General features: G+C 71.8%; 20 protein-coding genes and 1 pseudogene. 13 read left to right on the plus strand and 8 right to left on the minus strand.

Features of this window, described 5'->3' with window-relative positions; genetic code table 11:
• The first annotated feature begins 2 nt into the window (after nt 1-2).
• Together AC5L35_RS00580 and AC5L35_RS00585 are read left to right on the plus strand one after the other, a co-directional pair.
• Nucleotides 3-1316 carry an MFS transporter gene (locus tag AC5L35_RS00580; RefSeq protein WP_495057501.1) on the plus strand — a complete coding sequence of 438 codons (1314 nt, stop codon included), beginning with the start codon at nt 3-5 and terminating at the stop codon, nt 1314-1316.
• Between the two features lie 149 nt (nt 1317-1465).
• Nucleotides 1466-2164, plus strand: coding sequence for a class II aldolase/adducin family protein (locus AC5L35_RS00585; protein WP_495057502.1), 699 nt, complete (start codon nt 1466-1468; stop codon nt 2162-2164).
• Between the two features lie 8 nt (nt 2165-2172).
• Here the strand turns inward: AC5L35_RS00585 and AC5L35_RS00590 are convergent, their stop codons facing one another.
• Nucleotides 2173-3366 (minus strand): zinc-dependent alcohol dehydrogenase, encoded by a 1194-nt coding sequence (locus AC5L35_RS00590; RefSeq protein WP_495057503.1) that lies wholly within the window; start codon nt 3364-3366, stop codon nt 2173-2175.
• Between the two features lie 100 nt (nt 3367-3466).
• Here AC5L35_RS00590 and AC5L35_RS00595 point away from each other — a divergent pair, with 100 nt between their 5' ends.
• Nucleotides 3467-4267, plus strand: a complete 801-nt coding sequence (locus AC5L35_RS00595) for an SDR family NAD(P)-dependent oxidoreductase (protein WP_495057504.1) — start codon at nt 3467-3469, stop codon at nt 4265-4267.
• Nucleotides 4268-4351: 84 nt separating this feature from the next.
• On the opposite strand, the gene AC5L35_RS00600 is transcribed toward AC5L35_RS00595, so the two are convergent.
• Both AC5L35_RS00600 and AC5L35_RS00605 read right to left on the minus strand, forming a co-directional pair.
• Complete coding sequence (locus AC5L35_RS00600; RefSeq protein WP_495057505.1) at nt 4352-5818, minus strand: dihydroorotase; 1467 nt, start codon at nt 5816-5818, stop codon at nt 4352-4354.
• Nucleotides 5815-7209 carry an FAD-dependent oxidoreductase gene (locus AC5L35_RS00605; RefSeq protein WP_495057506.1) on the minus strand — a complete coding sequence of 465 codons (1395 nt, stop codon included), beginning with the start codon at nt 7207-7209 and terminating at the stop codon, nt 5815-5817. Before AC5L35_RS00605 ends, AC5L35_RS00600 begins: the two co-directional genes overlap by 4 nt.
• Before the next feature lie 172 nt (nt 7210-7381).
• On the opposite strand from AC5L35_RS00605, the gene AC5L35_RS00610 reads away from it, so the two are divergent.
• The 6 genes from AC5L35_RS00610 (at nt 7382) to AC5L35_RS00635 (ending at nt 14031) form a co-directional block, all read left to right on the plus strand.
• Nucleotides 7382-8221 (plus strand): IclR family transcriptional regulator, encoded by an 840-nt coding sequence (locus AC5L35_RS00610; protein ID WP_495057507.1) that lies wholly within the window; start codon nt 7382-7384, stop codon nt 8219-8221.
• Nucleotides 8221-9429 carry a CaiB/BaiF CoA transferase family protein gene (locus tag AC5L35_RS00615; RefSeq protein ID WP_495058058.1) on the plus strand — a complete coding sequence of 403 codons (1209 nt, stop codon included), beginning with the start codon at nt 8221-8223 and terminating at the stop codon, nt 9427-9429. Before AC5L35_RS00610 ends, AC5L35_RS00615 begins: the two co-directional genes overlap by 1 nt.
• Nucleotides 9426-10304: an HpcH/HpaI aldolase/citrate lyase family protein gene (locus AC5L35_RS00620; protein ID WP_495057508.1), complete on the plus strand. Its 879-nt coding sequence runs from the start codon at nt 9426-9428 to the stop codon at nt 10302-10304. Before AC5L35_RS00615 ends, AC5L35_RS00620 begins: the two co-directional genes overlap by 4 nt.
• The gene (locus AC5L35_RS00625; protein ID WP_495057509.1) at nt 10301-11149 is read left to right on the plus strand and encodes a cyclase family protein; all 849 of its coding nucleotides are present in this window, start codon (nt 10301-10303) and stop codon (nt 11147-11149) included. The genes AC5L35_RS00620 and AC5L35_RS00625 overlap by 4 nt, the downstream gene beginning before the upstream one ends.
• Entirely contained in the window at nt 11146-12558 is a 1413-nt protein-coding gene (locus AC5L35_RS00630; protein WP_495057510.1) for an MmgE/PrpD family protein, read from the plus strand. Before AC5L35_RS00625 ends, AC5L35_RS00630 begins: the two co-directional genes overlap by 4 nt.
• 192 nt (nt 12559-12750) lie before the next feature.
• Complete coding sequence (locus AC5L35_RS00635) at nt 12751-14031, plus strand: MFS transporter (RefSeq protein ID WP_495057511.1); 1281 nt, start codon at nt 12751-12753, stop codon at nt 14029-14031.
• Nucleotides 14032-14046: 15 nt separating this feature from the next.
• Here AC5L35_RS00635 and AC5L35_RS00640 read toward each other — a convergent pair whose 3' ends face one another.
• Nucleotides 14047-14751: an Imm52 family immunity protein gene (locus AC5L35_RS00640; RefSeq protein ID WP_495057512.1), complete on the minus strand. Its 705-nt coding sequence runs from the start codon at nt 14749-14751 to the stop codon at nt 14047-14049.
• 510 nt (nt 14752-15261) lie between these two features.
• On the opposite strand from AC5L35_RS00640, the gene AC5L35_RS00645 reads away from it, so the two are divergent.
• Nucleotides 15262-15915, plus strand: coding sequence for an Rv1352/Rv1906c domain-containing protein (locus tag AC5L35_RS00645; RefSeq protein ID WP_495057513.1), 654 nt, complete (start codon nt 15262-15264; stop codon nt 15913-15915).
• Nucleotides 15916-16085: 170 nt separating this feature from the next.
• Here the strand turns inward: AC5L35_RS00645 and AC5L35_RS00650 are convergent, their stop codons facing one another.
• The 3 genes and pseudogenes from AC5L35_RS00650 to ligD form a co-directional block, all read right to left on the minus strand.
• Entirely contained in the window at nt 16086-16292 is a 207-nt protein-coding gene (locus AC5L35_RS00650) for a hypothetical protein (protein WP_495057514.1), read from the minus strand.
• Nucleotides 16293-16781: 489 nt separating this feature from the next.
• Nucleotides 16782-17171, minus strand: a pseudogene (locus AC5L35_RS00655) (tyrosine-type recombinase/integrase); the annotation flags it as partial.
• 355 nt (nt 17172-17526) lie between these two features.
• The gene (gene ligD, locus AC5L35_RS00660; protein WP_495057515.1) at nt 17527-18573 is read right to left on the minus strand and encodes a non-homologous end-joining DNA ligase; all 1047 of its coding nucleotides are present in this window, start codon (nt 18571-18573) and stop codon (nt 17527-17529) included.
• Between the two features lie 31 nt (nt 18574-18604).
• On the opposite strand from ligD, the gene AC5L35_RS00665 reads away from it, so the two are divergent.
• From AC5L35_RS00665 to AC5L35_RS00675, 3 genes are all read left to right on the plus strand, one after another.
• Nucleotides 18605-18910: a hypothetical protein gene (locus tag AC5L35_RS00665; protein ID WP_495057516.1), complete on the plus strand. Its 306-nt coding sequence runs from the start codon at nt 18605-18607 to the stop codon at nt 18908-18910.
• 68 nt (nt 18911-18978) lie between these two features.
• A complete protein-coding gene (msrB, locus tag AC5L35_RS00670; protein ID WP_495057517.1) occupies nt 18979-19419 on the plus strand; it encodes a peptide-methionine (R)-S-oxide reductase MsrB in 441 nt (146 codons plus the stop codon).
• Between the two features lie 82 nt (nt 19420-19501).
• Nucleotides 19502-20866, plus strand: a complete 1365-nt coding sequence (locus tag AC5L35_RS00675; protein WP_495057518.1) for a hypothetical protein — start codon at nt 19502-19504, stop codon at nt 20864-20866.
• 27 nt (nt 20867-20893) lie between these two features.
• On the opposite strand, the gene hemQ is transcribed toward AC5L35_RS00675, so the two are convergent.
• Nucleotides 20894-21589: a hydrogen peroxide-dependent heme synthase gene (hemQ, locus tag AC5L35_RS00680; RefSeq protein ID WP_495057519.1), complete on the minus strand. Its 696-nt coding sequence runs from the start codon at nt 21587-21589 to the stop codon at nt 20894-20896.
• Between the last annotated feature and the right edge of the window lie 29 nt (nt 21590-21618).

A 21618-nucleotide genomic window follows, 5' to 3' on the forward strand; every position in this document is an offset into this window, starting at 1 on the left:
TCATGGCTCGACCTGCTGGACCCGGACCGGTGACCGGCACCGACGCGGACGCCCGCAAGGTCGCGTTCGGAGCGTTCGTGGGCACGGCGCTGGAGTGGTACGACTTCTTCCTCTTCGGCACCGCGGCGTCGCTGGTGTTCAACCGGCTGTACTTCGCCAGTGACGACGCCGTGGTCGCCACCGCGGGCGCGTTCGCGTCGTTCGCCGTCGGGTTCGCGGCCCGGCCACTGGGCGCGATCCTGTTCGGCCATCTCGGCGACCGGATCGGCAGGCGGACGTGCCTGATCATCACGGTCACCATGATCGGGCTGGTCACCGGGGCCATCGGGCTGCTGCCCACGTACTTCTCGATCGGCGTAGCCGCGCCCGTGCTGCTCACCCTGCTGCGGCTGCTGCAGGGGGTCGCCGTCGGCGGCGAGTGGGGCGGCGCGGTCACCCTCGCCGTCGAGCACGCCCCACCGGAGCGCCGCGGCCGCTACGCCGCGATGCCCCAGATCGGCTCGCCCATCGGCACCCTGCTGTCCTCCGGCGCATTTCTCGCGGTGTCGCTGCTCCCGCCGGACAGCTTCGACTCCTGGGGCTGGCGGCTGCCGTTCCTGGCCGCGTTCCCGCTGCTCGGCATCGCGGTCTGGATCCGGCGGCGGGTGGAGGAGTCACCGCTGTTCGAGCAGTTGCTGCGCGAGGACGAGCTGGCCCGCTCCCCCGTCACCGACGTGTTCCGGCGGACGTTCCCGCAGCTGCTGGTGGGAGCAGGTTCCACGCTGCTGGGCGTGGGCGGCTTCTACCTCGTCACCACGTTCGTGATCAGCTACGGCACGGCGACCCTGGGGATCGACAGGTCCGTCCTGCTGACGGCCACGCTGGTCGCGGCGGTCGTCGAGATCGGCGTGCTCGTCGTCGGCGGCCGGCTGGCCGAGCGCTACGGGCCGGGGCTGGTGACGGTGGTCGGCGGGCTGGTCTCGGCCGCGGTCGCGTTCCCGACGTTCTGGCTCATCGACACGACGGCCACCCCGCTCGTGATCCTCGGGGTGACGCTCGCCGTGGCCTGCCTCTCGATCCCCTACGCCGTGTCCGGGGCGCTGCTCACCGACCTCTTCCCGGCCCGCCTGCGCTACAGCGGGGTGGCGCTGTCGGCCAACATCGCGAGTGTGGCGAGCGGGTTCGTCCCGCTGCTGGCCACCGCGCTGCTGACGGTCAGCGACGGGCAGTCGTGGACGCCTGCGCTGCTGCTCGTGGTGATCGCCCTGATCACCACCGGCTCGGGAGCACTGGCTCCCCGGCTGTCACGCGGCCACGACGAGGTCGTGGCCGGCTGACCTGTTGCCGTCCGGAGCCGGCTTCTACACGTCACCGTGCCTGCCGGCCATGACGTCCGTCCCTCTGTCGTGCTGCTCCAAGTCGCCTGTACGGGGTATGCCGGAACCACCGGGCTGTCCGACAGCCGCTCGAGGGGAGACCATCCGACATGCTGCTGCCGAACCAACGCGTCGAGATCGTGCAGTACTGCCGCCGTATGCAGGCGGACAACCTGACGGTGGGCACGTCGGGCAACATCTCGGTGCGCTCCGGCGACCACATCGCGATCACACCGACGGGAGTGGCCTACGAGAGCCTGACGGCCGCGTCGATCTGCGTCGTCGACCTGGAGGGGCGCCCGATGGAGGAGGGGCTGATGCCCTCGTCCGAGGTTCCGATGCACACCAGGGTCTACGCGCAGACCGACGCCGTCGCTGTCGTGCACACCCACCCGCTCTACGCCACGGCGCTCTCCACGCTGGTGACCGAGCTACCCGCCGTGCACTACATGGTCGCGCTGCTCGGCGGCCCGGTGCGGGTGGCGCCCTACGCCACCTACGGCAGCGTCGAACTGGCGGACAACAGCGTGCGCGCGATGGAGGGCCGGTTCGGCGTGATCCTGCAGAACCACGGAGCCACCACCTACGGCGACAGCCTCGCCGCGGCTTACACCCGCAGCATCTACCTCGAGTGGCTCTGCCGCCTCTACCACCAGGCGCGCCTGCTCGGGGAGCCCCACCTCCTGCCGTCCGAGGAGATCGAGCGGGTGGGCCGGATGCTCGGCAGCTACGGACCGGCGCCGGGCCCCGCGCCTGAGGTGCCCCGCCCCCGCGGTGAAGCGGCCGACGACCAGGCGGGGCGCCGGTAGCTCAACTCTCAGCCGAGTCCGGGCTGCAGCAGCGTCTTCACCATCCCGTCCTTCTTCGCCTGGAACATCGCGTACGCCTCGGGTGCGGCGTCAAGCGGCAGCCGGTGGGTGGCGAAGTCCTCGACACCGAGCGGGTCGCCGTCGGTCAGCAACGGGAGGATCTCGGGCACCCAGCGGTGGACGTTGGCCTGGCCCATCCGCAGCTGGATCTGCTTGTCGAAGATCGTGAGCATCGGCAGCGGGTCGGCCATCCCGCCGTACACGCCGCTGATCGAGATCGTGCCCCCGCGGCGCACCAGGTCGATCGCCGAGTGGAGCGCGCTGAGCCGGTCGGTGCCCGCCGTCTCCATCAGCTTCGCCGCCACCGCGTCCGGCAGCAGGCCCGTGAGCTGGTGGGCGAGCTTCCCGACCGGTGAGCCGTGCGCCTCCATCCCCACGGCCTCCACCACCGCGTCCGGGCCACGCCCGCCGGTCAGCTCGCGGACGTAGTCGCCGAGGTGCTGGCCGTGGCCGGTGAGGTCGAGCGTGGTGACGCCCCGGGCCCGGGCCCGTTCCAGCCGCTCCGGCACGAGGTCGACGCCGATCACCTTCCCGACGCCGCGGTGGAGCGCGATCCGGGCCGCCATGTCGCCGATCGGTCCGAGCCCCAGCACCAGGAGGGACCCACCCGGCGGGACCGCGGCGTACTCGACCGCCTGCCACGCCGTGGGCAGCACGTCGGAGAGGTAGACGAACCGGTCGTCCGGCGGCCCGTCGGGAACCGTGATCGGGAGCGTGTTGCCGAACGGGACCCGCAGGTACTCGGCCTGGCCGCCCGGCACCTGGCCGTACAGCTTCGTGTAGCCGAACAGGGAGCCGCCCTTGCCGTGCTCCCGGACCTGCGTGGTCTCGCACTGCGAGTGCAGGCCGCTGCCACACATGAAGCACGTGCCGCAGGAGACGTTGAAGGGGATCACCACCCGGTCGCCCGGACGCACCGCGGTGACCTCGGCTCCCACCTCCTCGACCACGCCCATCGGTTCGTGGCCGAGGATGTCGCCCTCGTCGAGGAACGGCCCGAGCACCTCGTACAGATGCAGGTCGGATCCGCAGATCCCGGTGGAGGTGATCTTCACGATCACGTCGGTCGGGTCCGTGATCGTCGGGTCGGGCACGGTGTCGACCCGGACATCACGCTTGCCGTGCCAGGTGACCGCTCGCATGGAGCCTCCTCGTCTGCGGTTGATCGTCCGGCCCAGGCGTTCCCGTACCTACGTCCGGGAAACCAGGGATAGTCCGAATCTCACGGGGTAGCCGATCTCCATGACCACTTCCGAGACCAGGCCCCTCGCCATCGTCACCGGCGCGTCGAGTGGAATCGGCCGTGAGCTGGCGAAGCAGTTCGCCGAGAACGGCTTCGACCTTCTCGTCAACGCCGAGGACGTCCGCCTCGACGAGGCCACCGCGCAACTGCGCGCCACCGGCGCCGACGTCCGGGCGGTGCGCGCCGACCTGCGCACGGCCGACGGTGTGGAGGAGCTCTACACGGCGATCACCGACACCGGACGCCCGGTGGCCGCTGCGGCCCTGAACGCGGGTGTCGGGCAGGGCGGCGCGTTCCTCGACACCGACCTGGCCGACGAGGTCGACATCATCGACCTGAACATCACCTCGACGGTGCGCCTCGCCAAGCGCCTGCTCCGTGACATGGCCGTGCGGGACGAGGGACGGATCCTGATCACCTCGTCGATCGCCTCGACGATGCCGGGGTCGTTCCAGGCCGTCTACAACGCGTCGAAGTCCTTCCTCCAGTCGTTCGCGGAGGCGCTGCAGAACGAGCTCAAGGACACCGGCATCACCATCACCTCGTTGATGCCGGGCCCGACGGAGACCGACTTCTTCCACCGCGCGGACATGGACGACACCAGGGTCGGGGCCTCGGCGAAGGACGACCCCGCGCAGGTGGCGGAGCAGGGTTTCCGTGCGCTGATGAAGGGTGATGCGAAGATCGTCGCCGGGTCGGTGGGCACGAAGGCCCAGGGCGTCGCAGGCAAGGTGCTGCCCGACAAGCTCAAGGCCGCCGCGCACCGGCAGATGGCCGAGCCGGGGTCGGCGGACCAGTAGGCGGCGGGCGTCTCCCCGGACAACCCACTCGCGGTACGGGCGACTCGCGCACGGGAAACGGGCGACTCGCGGGAGGGTGGCTGGTCAGGTGCTCCGCGACCGGTTCAGGTACTGCCCGGTCGGGGACCCGACGACGGCCCCGTCGTGGAAGACGAGCTCGCCGCGCAGGAACGTCGACGTGACCGTCGAGCCGATCTCCAAGCCGCGGAACGGCGTGTACTGCTGGGTGGAGGCGGAGTCGGCCGGGTCCACGACGAAGGACGTGTCGGGGTCGACCAGGGCGATGTCGGCGTCGAAGCCGGGGGCGATGTCGCCCTTGGTGGGCAGCCCGAAGCGGCGGGCCGGGGTCGCGGACGTCAGCTCCGCGATCCGCGACAGGGCGAGGCCGCGCTTGCGGCCCTCCCCCACCAGCCCGGGCAGCAGGTACTCGGTGCCGCCGAAGCCGGACTTCGCCGCGAAGACGTCGGAGGAGTCCTCGCCGAACTTGGTCTCCTCCTTGCAGCAGGCGTGGTCGGACACCACCCAGCTGACGTCCCCGGCGAGCAGGTGCTCCCACAGCGCCTCGACGTCCGCGCGCGGGCGCAGTGGCGGGTTGACCTTGCCGCCGATCCCGTCGGCCGTGGTGACGTCGGCGAGCAGGTGCCCGATCGTCACCTCCCGGCGGAAGTCCACGTGCGGGAACGTCCGCGCCATCAGCATCGCCGCCTCCATCGCCTTCGCCGACGACAGGTGCAGCAGGTTGATCGTGGGCAGCCCGGTCTCGTGGGCGAGGTAGGACGCGATGGTGACGGCGAGGCCCTCGGAGTGCGGCGGGCGCGACGCGCTGTAGGCCTCCAGCCCGGACAGGTCACCGGCCTGCTCGACCATCCGCGTGTAGGCGGTCATGATCTCGGCGGTCTCGCAGTGCAACGACAGCGAGATCTGGTCGGCGAGCTCCGGGTGTGCCTCGCGCGCTGCCTGCACGCCGCGCATCACGAACTCGAAGTGCGCGAGGTCGTAGCGCTCCCCCTCGGGGATCATCAGGAACGCGTTCTGGTCCGCCGAGCGGCCGTGCAGCCCGTGGCTGCCGTAGAACATGAAGATCTTGAACGACGTGACGCCGTGCTCGGCCACCAGCGCGGGGATCTCGTCGATGTGGGAGGCCTGCATCGGCGCGAGGTGGAAGCCGTAGTCGACGTAGGAGCGGCCCTGCGCCGCGGCGAGCACCTCGGGGAAGACCTCCGCGTAGCTCCCGCCCCGGTTGAGGTAGTACTGGCCGGTGCGCATGTAGGTGAGCGACGTGGTGACCCCGCCCTGCGCGCAGGCCCTGCTCTCGGACGCCGTGTCGTCGGAGAGCGGGTTGTAGATACCCCAGTGCTGGTGGGCGTCGACGACGCCGGGGAACGCCAGGCGGCCACGGCCGTCGTGCACGGTGGTGCCGGGCCCGGGCTCGATGCCGGGGGCCACCTCCGTGATGCGACCGCCGCTCACGGCGATGTCGGCGGTGTCGACGTCCTCGACGCCGGGACGAACCACCCGGACGTCACGGATGATGAGGTCGGGACGGGTCATCGGTCACCTCTCGGGGCTGGCGTGTGGGTCGTGGGTACGGCAGCGGCAGCCAGGTGGCCCGCCGCGAGGTAGGCGAGGCCGAGCGCGGGCAGCAGCCCGTTGCCTGCCAGGTAGCCGGCGGCGCCGTGGCCGGACACGCCGACCGCCGCCCCGCCCGACGCGTAGAGCCCACCCAGCGGCGCGCCCCCGGTGTCGAGCACCTGGGCGTGCTGGTCGACCAGCAGACCGCCTTGGGTGTGGAACAACGCGGGCACGACCTCGACGGCCTGGTACGGCGGGGCGAGGGGGGCCGCGACGTGGGTACGACCGTGCTTGTCGAGCGCCTCTCCCCTCGCCACCGCCGCGATCGTGGTCACCTCGGCCGTCAGGACCGGGGCGGACATCCCCGTGCGCTCGGCGAGCTCGCCGATGGTGTCGGCGGTGCGCACGGCGCCGCTGTCGACCACGTCACGGAAGTCGGTGAAACTGCGGCAGCGCTGGTTGATGCGCTCGTCGAGCACGATCCAGCCGGACCCGCCGGGCCGGGCGGCCAGCAGCGCCGCGTACTCGGAGTAGCCCACGGTCTCGTCGCCGAAGCGGCGGCCCTCCCCGTCGACCACCAGCGCGCCCTGCATGACCGTCGACCAAGTGACGAGCGTGCGCGCGGCGGCAGAGACGGCGGCGTGGCCCTGGTAGGCGTCCAGAAATCCGGTGGCCGCGCCGAGTGACTCGCCGATCCGCAGCGCGTCGCCGCGCGACTGTGCGCTGCCGTGGTAGTCGACCCCGGCGATCTCGGGGATGTGGGTGCGGACGAGGTCGGGGTCGGCGCCGAACCCGTTGGTGGCGAGCAGCACCGCCCGCGTGCTGATCTCCTCGCGCCGCCCGTCGGGATACTCGACGACCGCGCTCCGGTCCCCGGCACGGTCGGTGCCCACCGCGACGAGCCGGGCGGGGGCCAGCAGGTCGATGCGGTCGTGCGCCCGTACCGCGTCGGCCAGGCCCTGCAGCAGCACGGATCCGTGCCGGCCGGGGAGGGTGTGCATCCGCCGGGCGCTGTGCCCGGGGTAGTCCACGTCGCCCGCCAGCTCGATCGGCATCCCGACGTGGTCGGCGAGCCACTCCACGAGCTGTGCGCTGACCGTGGCGAGGGCGGTCGCGACCCGGGGATCGGCCTGCCCGCCGGTCTTGGCGGCGATGTCGCGGAGGAACCCCTCCGGGGAGTCGTCGATCCCGGCGGCGCGCTGGAAGCGCGAACCGGCGCCGGGGATCATCGCCGTGGACATCGAGGTGTTGTTGGAGCGCAGGTGGTGCTCGTCGGCCTCGACCACCAGCACGTCCAACCCGAGCTGTGCCGCCCGGAGGGCGCCGGCGAGCCCACCGCCCGCTCCGGCCACCACGACATCGACGTCCATTCGCCCCCTTCGTTCCGCTCATCGGAACGGGCTCTGCAACTGCTTCCCCTCCATCTGTACCGCTCGTCCCCCAGCAAGGGCAAGGCCTGCGAGAGCATCGCTTGACAGGGCGCGGTCGACGCGCTCAAGCTCGTTCCGCCAAGCGATACGTGCGGACAGGCGGGAGACAATGGTGACGACCGGGGAGCCGAGCGGTGGCACCGAGAGCACTGCTCGGGTCGCCGACGTGCTGTTGCTGTTCACCGAGGGGCCGTCGGCGCTCGGCGTCTCGCGGATCGCCCGCGAGCTGGGCCTGAGCAAGGCCGTGGTACACCGGATCCTGCAGTCGCTCGCCGGCCGGGAGCTCGTGGTGCTCGACCAGGCCACGAGGGAGTACCGGCTCGGGCCGGCCGCGGCCGCACTCGGCGCGAGGGCGCTGCGCGACTCCGACCTGCGCTCCGCGGCGCTCGCCCCGTTGCGGCAGCTCCGCGACGAGTTCGGCGAGACCGCCACTCTCAGCACCCCGGTGCCGCACGGCCGCGTCTACCTCGACCAGGTGACCGGCACCCACGAGATCACGATGTCGGTGGAGCTGGGCCGCCGGTTCCCGCTGCACGCGGGCAGCAGCGGCAAGTGCATGCTCGCGTTCGCCGAGCCCGCGGTGCTCGACGGCGTCCTCGACGCCCCGCTGGAGAAGCTCACCCCGGCCACGATCGTCGACCGGGACGTGCTCGCCGCCGACCTCTCCCTGACCAGGGAGCGCGGCTTCGCCACGTCCGCGGGCGAGCGGCAGGGCGACGCGGCGTCGGTCGCGGCCCCCGTCTTCGGGTTGTCGGACGAGGTGGTCGGCGCAATCTCGGTGTGCGGCCCGCGCTACCGGATGGGCGAGGAGCTCGTCGGGCTGATCGCCCCGCGCGTCGTCACGGTGGCCGAACACATCTCGAGGCGCCTCGGTGCCACCTCCGGTGCCCGGACGCGATCCGGCACCGGCATGACTGCGACCGCAGCCGCGGTCGCCACGAGAAGGACGTGATCACGACGCCGGACACAGTCACCGGCGACGCCCTGGCGGGCCTGCGGGTCCTCGACGTCGCCACACTCTTCGCCGGGCCCCTGGCCGCCACCCTGCTCGGCGACCACGGCGCCGAGGTGATCAAGATCGAGCACCCGCGCGGCGGCGACCCGTCGCGCACCCACGGCGTGCAGCGCGACGGCGTCGGGCTCTGGTGGAAGATGCTCGGCCGCAACAAGAAGTCGGTCACCCTCAACCTCTCCACCTCCGACGGCCAGGAGCTGTTCCGGTCGCTCGCCGCCGACGCCGACGTCGTGATCGAGAACTTCCGGCCCGGCACGCTGGAGCGGTGGGGCGTCGGCTGGGACGTGCTCAGCGAGCTCAACCCGCGTCTGGTGCTCGCGCGGGTCACCGGTTTCGGCCAGTTCGGGCCGTACTCGAACCGGCCCGGCTTCGGCACCCTGGCCGAGGCGATGAGCGGCTTCGCCGCGATCACCGGCGAGCCGGACGGCCCGCCCACACTGCCACCGTTCGGGCTCGCCGACGGTGTCGCCGCGCTGACCACCGCGTTCGGCGTCATGACCGCGCTGCGCGCCCGCGACTCCACGGGCCGCGGCCAGGTGCTCGACATGGCGATCATCGAGCCGCTGCTCACGCTGCTCGGACCGCAGATCATCGGGTACGACCAGCTCGGCGTGCTGCAGCAGCGCACCGGCAACCGCTCGGGCAACAATGCGCCGCGCAACACCTACCGCTGCGCCGACGGCCAGTGGGTCGCGGTCTCCACCAGCGCGCAGTCGATCGCCGAGCGGGTGCTGCACCTGGTCGGGCGTCCCGACCTGGCCGCCCAGCCGTGGTTCGCCTCGGGCCGGCAGCGTGCCGAGCACGCCGACGAGCTCGACGACGCCGTGGGCAGCTGGATCGCCGAGCGCGACCGCGACGAGGTGATCGCCGAGTTCGAGAAGGCACAGGCGGCCGTCGCGCCGATCTACACCGCGGCCGACGTGCTCGACGACCCGCAGTTCCGGGCGCTCGGCAGCATCGTCCAGGTCGACGACGACGAGCTGGGCCCGATCCGGTTCCAGAACGTGCCGTTCCGGCTGTCGGAGACCCCGGGCCGCGTCCGCACGTCCGGCCCGCCGCTCGGCAGGCACACCGCCGAGGTGCTCGCCCGCTACGGCGTGGACGAGGCACGGCTGGAACAGCTGCGCGCGGCGGGTGCGGTGTGAGCGCCCCGGCCACCGCGCTCGGCCGGGCCCGTAGCTGGCTCTACGTCCCGGCCCACCGCACCGACCTCGTCGCCAAGGCGCTGGCCGGATCCGCCGACGCCGTGGTGCTCGACCTCGAGGACGCCGTACCGCCGCAGGCCAAGGACACCGCAAGGGCCGCGGCCGTCACGGCGCTGGAGGCGCCGCGGACCGTGCCGGTCTGGGTACGGATGAACGCCCTCGACAGCCCGTGGGCACGTGCCGACGCCGACGCGTTGGCGAGCGCCCGCCCCGACGGGGTGCGCGTGCCCAAGTCGGCCGACGCCGCCCCGGCCGCGGAGCTCGCCGAGCGGCTCGCCGTGCCGGTGCACCTGCTGCTGGAGTCGGCGCTGGGCGTCGAGAACGCGTTCCTGCTGGCCCGCTGCCACCCCCTGGTCGCCTGTGTCTCGCTCGGCGAGGCCGACCTGGCCGCCGACCTGCACGTCCGCGACCACGCGGCGCTGCGGTGGGCCCGCCAGCGCGTGGTCGTGGCCAACCGGGCGGCCGGACTCCCGAGCCCGGTGGCCGCGGTCTGGACCGACCTCGCCGACCTCGACGGCCTCGCTGCCGACAGCATCGCCGCCCGTGACGAAGGCTTCTTCGGCCGCTCGGTGATCCACCCGACCCAGCTCGAACCCGTGCACCGGGCGTTCACCCCGGCACCGGGCGAGATCGACTCGGCACGTGCGCTGCTCGACTCGCTGCAGGCTGCTTCCGAGCAGGGCGCGAGCGCCTTCGTGGACGAACGCGGCCGGTTCGTCGACCCCGCGGTGGTCGCGGGTGCGCGCTGGCTGCTCGACCTCGCACCCGGACCCGACGATCCGGCCGCAGCGGCGGCCGGGAGGGAGCGCTCGTGACGACCGCCCGAACCACAGGTGCCACCGACCCCACCACGGCCGCGCTGCTCGCCGCCGTCGCCCGCGGCGTGCGGACCGTCGAGCTCAGCCATCCGCTCGTCACCGGCATGTCGACGTCGCCGAACCATCCCGGGTTCCGGATGAACCTGATCCGCCGCCACGGCGACGTGGTACGTCCCGACGGCGGGTCGGCATCCAACGAGCTCATCATCACCGGGGGTCACGTCGGCACCCACGTCGACGCGCTCTCCCACGTCAGCCAGGACGGGTGCCTGTACGGCGGCGTCGACGCCGAGGCGGGACAGCGCAGCGGCAAGCACGCCGAGCACGGCGCGGAGCGCATCCCGCCGATGATCACGCGCGGGGTGCTGCTCGACGTGGCGGCGACGCACGGCGTCGAGGTGCTCGACGGCGGGCACCCGGTCACGGCGGCCGACCTCGACGCGGCGGCGGAGCGAGCGGGCGCCGAGCCGGCGCGGGGCGACGTGGTGCTCGTGCGCACGGGCTGGGCCCGGCACTTCGCCGACCCCGTCACCTACATCGGCCACGACAGCGGCGTCCCCGGCGTCACCGAGGACGGTGCGCGCTGGCTGGCCGACCGCGGGGTGGTCGCGGCAGGCGCCGACACCACCGCCTTCGAGCACATCCCGGCGGGAGCGGGCCACCGGGTGCTGCCCGTGCACCGAATCCTGCTGGTGGACAACGGCATCCACATCATCGAGCACCTGGAACTGGAGGAGGCCTCCCGGCAGGGGCTCACCGAGTTCCTGTTCGTGCTGGCCCCGCTGCGGATCGTCGGGGGCACCGGGTCGCCGGTGCGGCCGGTTGCGGTGGTGGGCGCATGACTGGTCCGACTCCCGCCCAGCAGGTGGGGATGCTCGCCGAGCGGGTGGTCCGCGACGGGCTGCCCTCCTTCCTGCGCGACGACCTCGCCGCCCGCACGGTAGACGTGCTCGGCAACTGCCTCGCCGCCCGTGCCGAGGGGCCGGCCCGGATCGTCGACGCCGTCGTGCGCGAGTGGGGCGGCACGGGCGTCGCCACCGCCATCGGGTCGCGCGACCGGCTGCCCGCGCCGTCGGCCGCGCTCGTCAACGGCACCCTCGGGCACAGCCTGGACTTCGACGACACGCACCTGCCCTCGGTGCTGCACCCGTCCTCAGCGGTGCTGCCCGCCGCGCTGGCCGTCGCCGAGCAGGTGGGGGCGTCCGGCGCGGCGATGCTCGACGCCGCGGCCGTCGGCATCGAGGTGACCTGCCGGCTCGGGATGGCGGGCTACGACGAGGACCTGGGCAACTCGGTGTTCTTCGAGCGCGGCCAGCACGCCACCGCGATCTGCGGGGCGATCGGGGCCGCCGTGGCGGCCGGGATGCTGCGCCGGCTCGACGCCGACACGATCACCTCGGCGATCGGCATCGCGGCGAGCATGGGCGCGGGCATCATCGAGGCCAACCGCACCGGTGGCACGATCAAGCGCGTGCACTGCGGGTGGGCCGCGCACGCCGGTGTGGCCGCCGCCGACCTCGCGCGGCACGGGCTCACCGGGCCACCGACCGTCCTGGAGGGCCGCTTCGGTTTCCTGCAGGCGTTCTGCGGCGACCGCGTGCACGTCGAGCGGATCACCGACGGACTCGGCGACCGGTGGGAGACCCCCGGCATCTTCTTCAAGCCCTATCCGTGCAACCACTTCACCCACGCCGGGATCGACGCAGCGCTGGCGCTGCGGGCGTCGGGAGTGACGGCGGAGTCGGTGCGGAGCCTGACGCTCGGCGTGCCCGCTCCCGTGCTGCGCACCATCGCCGAGCCGCCGGAGGAGAAGGCGCGGCCCCGCTCGGGCTACCACGCCGCGTTCAGCGGTCCGTACACCGTGGCGGCAGCCCTGCTGGGCGGTGGCGGCCTCGGGGTCTTCCACGAGGACTTCACCGACGCGGCCGCGGCCGACCCGGCCCGGCTGGCACTCGCGGCGCGAGTGCGGTGCGAGGCCGACGCGGAGTCCACCGCGATCTTCCCCCGCCAGTTCCCCGCGGTGCTCACCGCCGTCCTGGCCGACGGCCGCACTGTCACCGAGCGGGTGCGGGCCAACCGCGGGGGTCCGCAGCGGCCGCTGTCGGACGCCGAGCTGTCGGTGAAGTTCACCGGCAACGCCGAGCGGTCGGTGAGCCCGGACGCCGCCCGGAAGCTCGCCCAGGCCGTCTGGGACCTGAGGGACGGCCGTGACGTCGCCGGTGTCACGGAGCTTCTCCGACAGGCGTCGTGATGTCGTTCCCCTAAGCGGAACATTTGTAACGACCGCGTACAGACCTGAAATTCCGGTCGCCGCGGATTGACCGGAAATGCTCCCAGATGCCAGGCTCGACCGAACAAAAGGATGCGTTCCTACCAGCGGAACGAATTCGATGCGAGCCGTTTCAGCACACAGCGCCGTTTCAGCACACAGCGAGGTACGCCAATGAGGACCCGATTTCGCTGGGCGACGATCGCCCTGGTCGTCGCGCTGATCGTCATCAACTACATCGACCGCAGCGCGATCTCGTTCGCGGTCGCGCCGCTGGAGCGGGAGTTCGGGATCACCACGGCCCAGTACGGCGTCATCAGCAGCGCCTTCGCGGTCGGCTACATGGTGTTCGCCTTCCTGTCCGGCCCGCTGGTCGACCGCTTCGGCCCGCGCCGCGTGCTCATGGTGGCGATCACCATCTTCTCGATCTCCGTGGCGCTCATCCCGGTGGCCGGAGGGTTCGCCGGGCTGCTCCTCCTGCGGATCCTCCTCGGCGCGGGCGAAGCACCCGCCTTTCCCGCCGCGACCCGGATCGTCAGCCGCTGGCTGCCGTCGGTCGAGCGGGGGTTCGCCCTGGCGCTCATCGGTGGAGTCGCGGTCTCCGGCAGCCTGCTCATCGCCGGTCCGCTGCTCACCCAGCTGATCGCCCTGATCGGCTGGCGCGGCACCTTCTGGCTGATGGCCGTGCTCGGGGTCGCCTGGGCGATCGCCGCGATCGGCCTGCTCGCGAACACCCCCGAGGAGTCACGCCACGTCGGCGACCGCGAACTGGCCCACATCACCGCAGGCCGGGTGCCCGAGGAGGCGGCGAGCCGCAGTCGCGTCGACTGGAGGGCACTGCTCACCAACCGCAACCTGTGGATCGTCGCCGCCGGCTACTTCGCCTGGGGCTTCATGTTCTGGGGCTTCCTCTACTGGCTGCCGCAGTACCTCTCGACCTACGGGCTCAGCATCACGGCCGTCGGCGCCTTCTCGGTGGCCCCGTGGGCCGCGGGGGTGGTCGGTGCGCTGGTCGGCGGGTTCGTCGTCGACCGCTTCTACGCCCGCACGCAGAGCATCCGCAGCCGCTTCACGATCATGGGCGTCGCGCTGCTGCTGTCGGCCTGCTCACTCATCCCGATCATCCTCCATCCCACCCTCACCGTCGCGCTGGTGTTCATCTCGCTCGGCGTCGGGTTCGGGTTCATCACCGGCGGGATCTGGTGGGTCGCCTCGATCGACGCCGAGCCTGCCCAGCCGGCCAGCGCCGCCGGGTTCACCGACGCCGCGTTCGCGCTGTCCGGGATCGTGGCGCCGATCATCATGGGACTCATCGTGTCCGGCACCGGCACGTACACCAGCGGGTTCGTCCTCATGAGCGTGCTGGCCGCCGCCGGTGCGCTGCTCATGCTGTTCGGCCCGAGGGAACGCCGCACCGTGCCGGCCGACACCGCGCAGGCGGCCTCGGCGTCGTGACCGGCTCGCTCGGCATCACCGATCGACGTACAGAGCACCCGACGCACGCAGGCGCCGGTTGACCTCGACAATGGTCGTGATGTCCGGATTGAACGTGCCGCCTCGGGTGAGATCGAGGATCAGACCGCCCTGTCCGGTACGCGTCGAGATGCCAGGCAGCCCTTCGGGAACGCGCGCGGCCCGGTCGGCGGAGAGATAGACCGAGCGACCGCACCGCGGATCCGAGTTCTTGAGACCGAATCTGGTCTGGACGGCGGCGTTCTGCTCCCTGTTGCAGACCTGCCCGCGATCGATGTCCCAGGTCTCCGCCAGGACTGCGAGGATCTCCGCCGAGCGGCGCACCAGCACCACCGACTCGTCCATTCCGGCTGCCCGCAGGGTTATGGCACAGGAGCTCGTCACATACGGGGAGTTCCCGCCGGCCTGACTTCGGACGATCACCTTGGGAATTCCGGACCCGAAGGAGGTCAGCGACACCGTGTAGCCCACGGCGCCGGCGTCGGATTCGGGATTGCTGCTGGTGATGTAATCGCGCAGCGCCGGCACTGTCAACGGGACGATGGATGCCGTCGAATCGTCGTCCGCCGCCTCCCGCCAGCCACCGAACGACGTCGGATCGATCTGTTCGAGACGTGACAGGAATGCCGTCCAGCGCTCGGCCAGCCGCTGCGGCCCCTCCGCCCGGACTCCCCACGCTCCGTTGACGACGACGTTCAGCACCGTGGTCTCCCGATCCGCCGCATCAGGGCATCACCGGGATCTTCGCACGTGTCAGTGTCGAGCGCGGGAGGGCTGCACCCGCATCGGTTCGCCCGGCATCTTCGGGGGGCCTACCCGGTATGCGGTGTGCTGACCAGCAGTTACGCAGGTCATTCGGTAGCGACGGGCCCTCGGTTATCAGGCGAATCTGAGGCCGGGTAGGCGGCCCCGGCCGGTGTTGGTAGCACCGGACCCCGGGCCCTTGACCGGAATAGAGGTCCAGCCCATGAGCACCGTATCTGGTGGCTGTCGCGCTGCCCAGCGTCCCAACCCGTTGCTGCGGTACCGCGGGAGGCACCGGCGACGGCGAGGACCCGCACCGGGGCGGACATGGCCGTGGTGATCTTGCGAACGACGTGCCGTCCGGAGGTCGTGCAGATCGCTACTTCGTCTGTTTCGCCGTTTGTAACGGATCACCGGCACGGCGCGTAGTAAGTACGACCGGAGCCCGACCATGTGATTGGACCAGCAATGAAGAGACTGATCATGGCGGCGCTCGTGGCGGTGCTGGCGGGGTGCTCGGGCGCACCGGCCGACACGACGGTGTTCAAGCCGGCGGCGGCGCCGACGACGGCGCCGGTGAAGTCGCCCGAGGACAAGTTCTACGACGACGTGCAGGCCCCGCAGTGGCTGCCTGCGAACGTCAGGGCCCTGAGCAAGGCCGACACGATCACGACGGGCCGGAAGATATGCGAGATCATCGGGAAGCCGGACGTCACGCGGCCCATCCTGGAGGCGGCCCTCGTTGAGGGGACGATCATGGACGCGAGGACGACGTCGTGGGTCATCGACGCCGCACACAACTACCTGTGCCCCGGCAAGCCCTACGCCTACGTCGCGGCGCCGGTCACGACCATGACGCCCCCTCCCCCGCCGGTGCCGGCGGGGCCGGCGACGGTGATCACCGGGGACGGGACGTTCGAGGTGGGCGTGGACATCGCGCCGGGCAAGTACAAGACCAAGGGGTCGGCGCAGGGCGCGTCGGCGATGTGTTACTGGGCGCGGCTCAAGGCCAACGGCGAGGACATCATCGACAACGACCTGGGCAACGGGTCCAAGATCGCGACGGTCAAGGCTGGGGAGCTGTTCGAGACCGCGCGGTGCGGGATATGGACGAAGTCGTGATCGACTCTTCCAGTGTCGGCCGTGGCACCGCCGGAGCGGCGACAACCGCGGCCCGCCAAGTAGGCCACGGTCGCCGCTGGGACACCCCCTGCGGTCGTGCCAGACGCAGGAGAGCGCCGGGTCCGGTCGCCGCCGACAACACGGGGGAACGACGGCGACCAGAAGTCTGATCAGCTTGCCGGGTCTGCTGGCACCACGACGGAGACCGGGACCCCGGCCGTGCCGGACTGGGTGACCGGCTGCGCCAGGTGGTACCCAACCCGCATCACGGCCCGCATGGACGTGGAGTCGTGCTGCCACATGTTGTTTACGATGGCGCCGTTCTCGTCGGTGATGACCGCCGAGTTGGAGAAGTCGAACGTGAGGTCCTGGCGCACGCCCGATCAGGACGTTCTGTGGCATCGGCAGTGCAGCTGGACCCCGGGACGCACTCCCAGCCACCACGGTTCCGCGCGCGTCCACGTGCCGCGGGTGGTGCGGTCTTGCCGTCGCGCTTCCACGGGGACGACGAGCAAGCCACCCGTCATCCCGCCTTGATCGGGAATGTTGTACGCGCGGGCCACCACGCGCCCCGGGGCACCGGAACTCGTGGTCGGCGAGCCGCCTCCGCAGCTTGGCCGACCTGCCGATCAAGGTCGCCATCTCCGCGGCACGCGCAGCGTGCTGCTGCTCGCGCTTGGTCTCCTCCTGCTGCGTCGCGGGATCTCGGTGCCAGACCGTCAGATCCGGGATGACCGCGTTCGCGACGTCGGCGAGGTGGGTACGTCGCTTCATACTCGATCTCCCCGACGTAATCGCTTCGCTGCCTCACGAGCCCGTACGTCCGCCCCGGACGCGCCGTAGCGCTCCAACATGACATCGGAGGTTCAGCCGGCCAGCCGCCTGAGGTCAGGCCCTTGTCCGCCACTGAGCAGGTAGTCGTGGGCGAAGGTGTGACGGAACCGGTGCGGGTGCAGTCGGTCCTGGATGCCGGCAGCCTCGCCGCGTACCTTGATCATGTCGCGCACACCGTCTGGAGTAAATGGGCCGCGCTCGCCGAGGAAGAACGCATCGGCATGGGCCCAGCGGTGCTTACGGCGTTCACGGAGCCAGCGATCCAGCGCTCGGGCGGTGCGGGCGCCGAAGTAGACCGGACGAACCTTCGAACCCTTGCCTGTCACCAGCGCCATCTCGCGGTCGAGATCAATGTCCTTCACGGCGAGCCCGCACAGCACCGACACTCGCAGGCCGCAGTCGAGCAGGAAGCAGATCACCGCCTCATCGCGCCGGTCATACCAGCGTGCCCCCTGGCACGCCTTGTCAGCGCCGACAGCTCCTCGTCGGACAGCGCCGGAACGCGGGGTGCTGGCGCCTCTGACGGCGCGAGTCCGCTCATGGGGTTCGCCGGCAGCTCACCTTCCCGAACGAGTCATATCGAGGACGGGCCCTCGGGCGTGGTCGACCAGCAGTCGGAGAGCATGCGCACGCTCATCGCGTACAGCACGAGGGTGCGGTCCGCCTTGCCCTCGGCCCGCAAATCGCGGCGGAAGCTCGCGGTGAGGTCGTCGAGGCGCTCGGGCCTGGGGTTGACCTTATCGGGCGAGTAAGCGCTATGCGTCGCTCGGCTCGCCGCTAGTCGGACTTGTTTCCGCTGGTAGCAGGCCGCGCGCGGGAGGGCTGCACCCGCATCGGCTCGCCCGGCATCTTCGGGTACTCGGGCGGGTAGGGCATCTCCCCCAGCCCTCCGTCGCGCTCGTCGGCGGCGTACCAGTCCAGCGCGGTCTCGATCCCGCCGACGGCGGCGTCCATCCCCGCGTGGGGGTCGCCGCGTTCGGCGAGGAGGCCGGGGACGGTGCGCACGTCGAAGTCCTCCGGCTCGACGTCCGGCAGCGTCTCCCAGGTGAGCGGCATCGACACCGTGGCCCGCGGCCGCCCCCGCACCGACCACGCCGACGCGACCGTGCGGTCGCGGGCGGCCTGGTTGAAGTCGAGGAACACGCGTTCCCCGCGCTCCTCCTTCCACCAGTCGACCGTGGCCTTCGCAGGCAGCCGCTCGGCCACCCGGCGGGCGATCGCGATCACGGCGTGCCGGACGTCGATGAAGTCCCACTCGGGCCGGATCCGGCAGAACACGTGCAGGCCACGCCCGCCCGAGGTCTTGGGCCAGCCGACGAGGCCTGCTTCGTCGAGCACCCCGTGCAGCACCGCCGCCACCTCCTTCGCATCGGCGAAGTCGGTGCCCGGCTGCGGGTCGAGGTCGATGCGGAGCTCGTCGGGGTGGTCGGTGTCGGCGCGACGCACCGGCCAGGGGTGGAAGTCGAACGTGCCCATGTTCGCCGCCCACAGCAGCACCGCGGGCTCGGTGGGGCACAGGGAGTCGGCGACGCGACCGCTGGGGAACGTCACCCGCGCCGTCTCGACGTAGTCCGGGGCGCCCTTCGGGAGCCGCTTGGAGTAGAACGGCTCACCCTCGACGCCGTCGGGATAGCGCTTGAGGTTGGTGGGGCGCTCACGCAGCACCCCCAGCAGCGGTTCGGCCACGGCGCGGTAGTACTCCACCACCTCGCCCTTGGTGATCCCCCGCTCCGGGAAGTACACCCTGTCCGCGCTGGTCAGCCGCACCTCGCGGGAGCCGTTCGGCCCGGGGACAGTGAGCAGCACCGCGCTCTTGCTCGCCACGTCGGCGCACGCTACCGGCTACCCTCGGCGGATGCCCGAACTTCACGAGCCGGACCGCTCGACCCGGTCACGGCAGTTCGACGGCGAACTGGTCGGGATGGACCCCGACGACCCCGAGGCCCAGGCGTTCGCCGCCCACCTCGACCGCATGCAGACCAACCGGCCCGCGTACACGGTGGAGGGCTACCTCCACGGCGTGAGCGACTTCGCCGACTGCGCCAACCGCGCCCAGGGTGAGCGCCGGTGGGCCGCGGTGCTGGTGGTGCTGCTGCTGCTCGCCGTGGCGGCGCACCTGGTGTGGGACGTCCTGACGTTCGTGCTGGTCACCTGGCTGTAGAGCCACCGTAATGACCCCGTCATGAGTGGATCTGCGCGGCGCCGGGATCCGGACATACTCTGGAGCGCATGGATCCCGTCCACGCCGACCACCAGCTCGCCGAGCCCGACCCGAAGGTCGTCAAGACCGACGCCGAGTGGCGCGAACAGCTCACCCCCGCCGAGTACCAGGTGCTGCGCAAGGCGGCCACCGAGCGCGCGTTCACCGGGGAGTACACCGACACGAAGACCTCCGGCGTCTACTCCTGTCGCGCCTGCGGGGCCGAGCTGTTCCGCTCCGACACCAAGTTCGAGTCGCACTGCGGGTGGCCGTCGTTCTTCACCCCGCTGGCAGGCGACGCCGTCATCGAGCGCACCGATGTCAGCCTGGGCATGAAGCGCGTCGAGGTGGTCTGCGCCACCTGCCACAGCCACCTCGGGCACGTCTTCGAGGGCGAGGGCTACGGCACCCCCACCGACCTGCGCTACTGCATCAACTCGATCTCGCTGCGCCTGGAACCCGACGCGTAATCGAGCTCCGCGGCCTCTGGCCTCCGGCGCGCGCAACCGGTAGGGATGTGATCAACCCTGTCGACGTCGCCGGAGGTTCTCGATGCCGCGTCCCCGTCCGCTGCTGATCCTGCTGGCCGGCCTCATCGGGTGCAGCGCATCGACGGGAGCGGCAGCGCCGGCCGAACCACCGGACGAGAGCAGAGCACGACCCGGCTACACGATCGTGCTCCCCGACCTCGCCCCGCTTCCGGCGGGCGGCGGCGAGACCAGGGTGCTCGCCGGCATCCACCGGAACGCGGGTTACGCCGTCGAGGTGCCGCCGCAGTGGAACGGCGACCTCGTGATGTGGGCGCACGGCTTCCGCGGCAACGGCCCCGAGCTCACCGTCGACGCACCGCCGTACGGGCTGCGCGAGCGGTTCGCCGCGCAGGGGTACGCGTGGGCGTCGTCGTCGTACGACCGCAACGGCTACGACATCGCCTCCGGCGTCCGCTCCACCTCTGAGCTGGCGGCGGAGTTCAGCGAGCTGGTGGGTGCCCCGGAGCGGACGTATCTCGCCGGCGTCTCGATGGGCGGGCACGTCGTGGCGCGGGCGCTGGAGGAGAACCCGGGCGCCTACGACGGCGCGCTGCCGATGTGCGGCGTGCTCGGTGACCACGAGCTGTTCGACTACTTCCTCGACTTCCAGCTCGCGGCAGGCGCGCTGGCCGGGGTGCCCGCGTACCCGGCGGGCCCGGACTACGCCACCGCCGTGCTCCCGAAGATCTACGCGGGTCTGGGGCTCGCTCCGGGCAACCCGGCCGTCGGCACCCCGGCGGCCGAGCAGCTGCGCGCGGCCACCGTCCTCGACTCCGGCGGTCAGCGGCCCGGCGCCGACGCCGCGTTCGGCTACTGGAAGGACTTCCTGTTCGACCTCGGCGTGCCCGACACCGCCGAGACGCCCGTCGACGGGGTGGCCGCCGACCCCGGGCTCGTGGCGGGCAACGTGGACACCGACTACGCGCCGGACGAGCCCGTCGACCTCGACACCGCCGTGCAGCGCGTTCCGGTGGCCGACGCGCGCACCCGGGAGTCCGACGACCTCACCCCCGTCGCGCAGGTGGCCGGCACGCCGGATGTGCCCGTGCTGTCGCTGCACGGTCTCGGCGACCTCTTCGTGCCGTTCTCGATGGAACAGGTCTACGCGGCCGAGGTGGCCGAGGCAGGCCGTTCCGAGCTTCTCGTGCAGCGGGCCGTCCGCGCCACCGGCCACTGCGAGTTCTCCCCCGTGGAGGCGGGCCGGGCGTGGGACGACCTGGTGGCGTGGGTGACCGACGGCACGCGGCCCGACGGTGACGACGTGACCGACCGCGCGGCCGTTGCCGACCCCGCCTTCGGCTGCCGGTTCTCCGACGCGGCCGCCTACGCCGCCGCGGGCGCGCCCTCGGAGAACGACACGCGCCGCCTCTTCGAGCCGTGTCCCTGACCAGGGGCGCGATCGATCAGGGGCCGATCAGGGGAAGGTGGCGACGAGCTCGCCCGGCTGCACCCGCGGCCCGGTGAAGAAGGGCGTCTCCTCCCGGACGTGCCTGCGGGCCTCGGTGGCGCGCAGGTGCCGCATGAGGTCGACGATGCGGTCGAGCTCGTCGGCCTCGAAGGCGAGGATCCACTCGTAGTCGCCCAGCGCGAACGACGGCACCGTGTTGGCCCGCACATCGGGGTAGCCCCGCGCCTGCATGCCGTGGTCGGCGAGCATCTGGCGGCGCTCGTCGTCGGGCAGCAGGTACCACTCGAGCGAGCGCACGAACGGGTAGACGCAGACGTAGCGCTTCGGGTCCTCCCCCGCGACGAACGCGGGCAGGTGACTCTTGTTGAACTCGGCCGGCCGGTGCAGCGCCACCTGGCTCCAGACCGGCACGGTGGCGCGGCCGAGCGCGGTGGTGCGGCGCAGGTCGGCGTACGCGGCCTGCAGTGCCTCGACGTTGTCGGCGTGCCACCAGATCATGAAGTCGGCGTCGGCGCGCAGCCCGGCGAGGTCGTACACGCCGCGGACGGCCACACCCTTGTCGGCGAGCGCGTCGAGGAACTCCGTGAACTGGCCGGCGGCCTCGGCGCGGTCCTCGCCCAGCCGTCCCGGCTCCACGCGGAACACCGACCACATCGTGTAGCGGATGGTGCTGTTCAGCTCGGTGTAGTCGAGGCGCGCCATGGCCCCATCCTGCCACGCGGGCCGGGGCC

The sequence above is a fragment of the Pseudonocardia sp. OZ21 genome, from assembly GCF_059359135.1.

Excerpts from the sequence above, each read along its gene's own strand:
- AC5L35_RS00600 (WP_495057505.1), bottom strand. The coding sequence starts at position 5,818 with ATGACCCGTCCCGACCTCATCATCCGTGACGTCCGGGTGGTTCGTCCC.
- hemQ (WP_495057519.1), bottom strand. The coding sequence starts at position 21,589 with ATGGCGCGCCTCGACTACACCGAGCTGAACAGCACCATCCGCTACACG.
- AC5L35_RS00580 (WP_495057501.1), top strand. The coding sequence starts at position 3 with ATGGCTCGACCTGCTGGACCCGGACCGGTGACCGGCACCGACGCGGAC.
- msrB (WP_495057517.1), top strand. The coding sequence starts at position 18,979 with ATGGATCCCGTCCACGCCGACCACCAGCTCGCCGAGCCCGACCCGAAG.
- AC5L35_RS00665 (WP_495057516.1), top strand. The coding sequence starts at position 18,605 with ATGCCCGAACTTCACGAGCCGGACCGCTCGACCCGGTCACGGCAGTTC.
- AC5L35_RS00675 (WP_495057518.1), top strand. The coding sequence starts at position 19,502 with ATGCCGCGTCCCCGTCCGCTGCTGATCCTGCTGGCCGGCCTCATCGGG.
- AC5L35_RS00595 (WP_495057504.1), top strand. The coding sequence starts at position 3,467 with ATGACCACTTCCGAGACCAGGCCCCTCGCCATCGTCACCGGCGCGTCG.
- AC5L35_RS00605 (WP_495057506.1), bottom strand. The coding sequence starts at position 7,209 with ATGGACGTCGATGTCGTGGTGGCCGGAGCGGGCGGTGGGCTCGCCGGC.
- AC5L35_RS00590 (WP_495057503.1), bottom strand. The coding sequence starts at position 3,366 with ATGCGAGCGGTCACCTGGCACGGCAAGCGTGATGTCCGGGTCGACACC.
- AC5L35_RS00645 (WP_495057513.1), top strand. The coding sequence starts at position 15,262 with ATGAAGAGACTGATCATGGCGGCGCTCGTGGCGGTGCTGGCGGGGTGC.
- AC5L35_RS00630 (WP_495057510.1), top strand. The coding sequence starts at position 11,146 with ATGACTGGTCCGACTCCCGCCCAGCAGGTGGGGATGCTCGCCGAGCGG.
- AC5L35_RS00635 (WP_495057511.1), top strand. The coding sequence starts at position 12,751 with ATGAGGACCCGATTTCGCTGGGCGACGATCGCCCTGGTCGTCGCGCTG.
- AC5L35_RS00585 (WP_495057502.1), top strand. The coding sequence starts at position 1,466 with ATGCTGCTGCCGAACCAACGCGTCGAGATCGTGCAGTACTGCCGCCGT.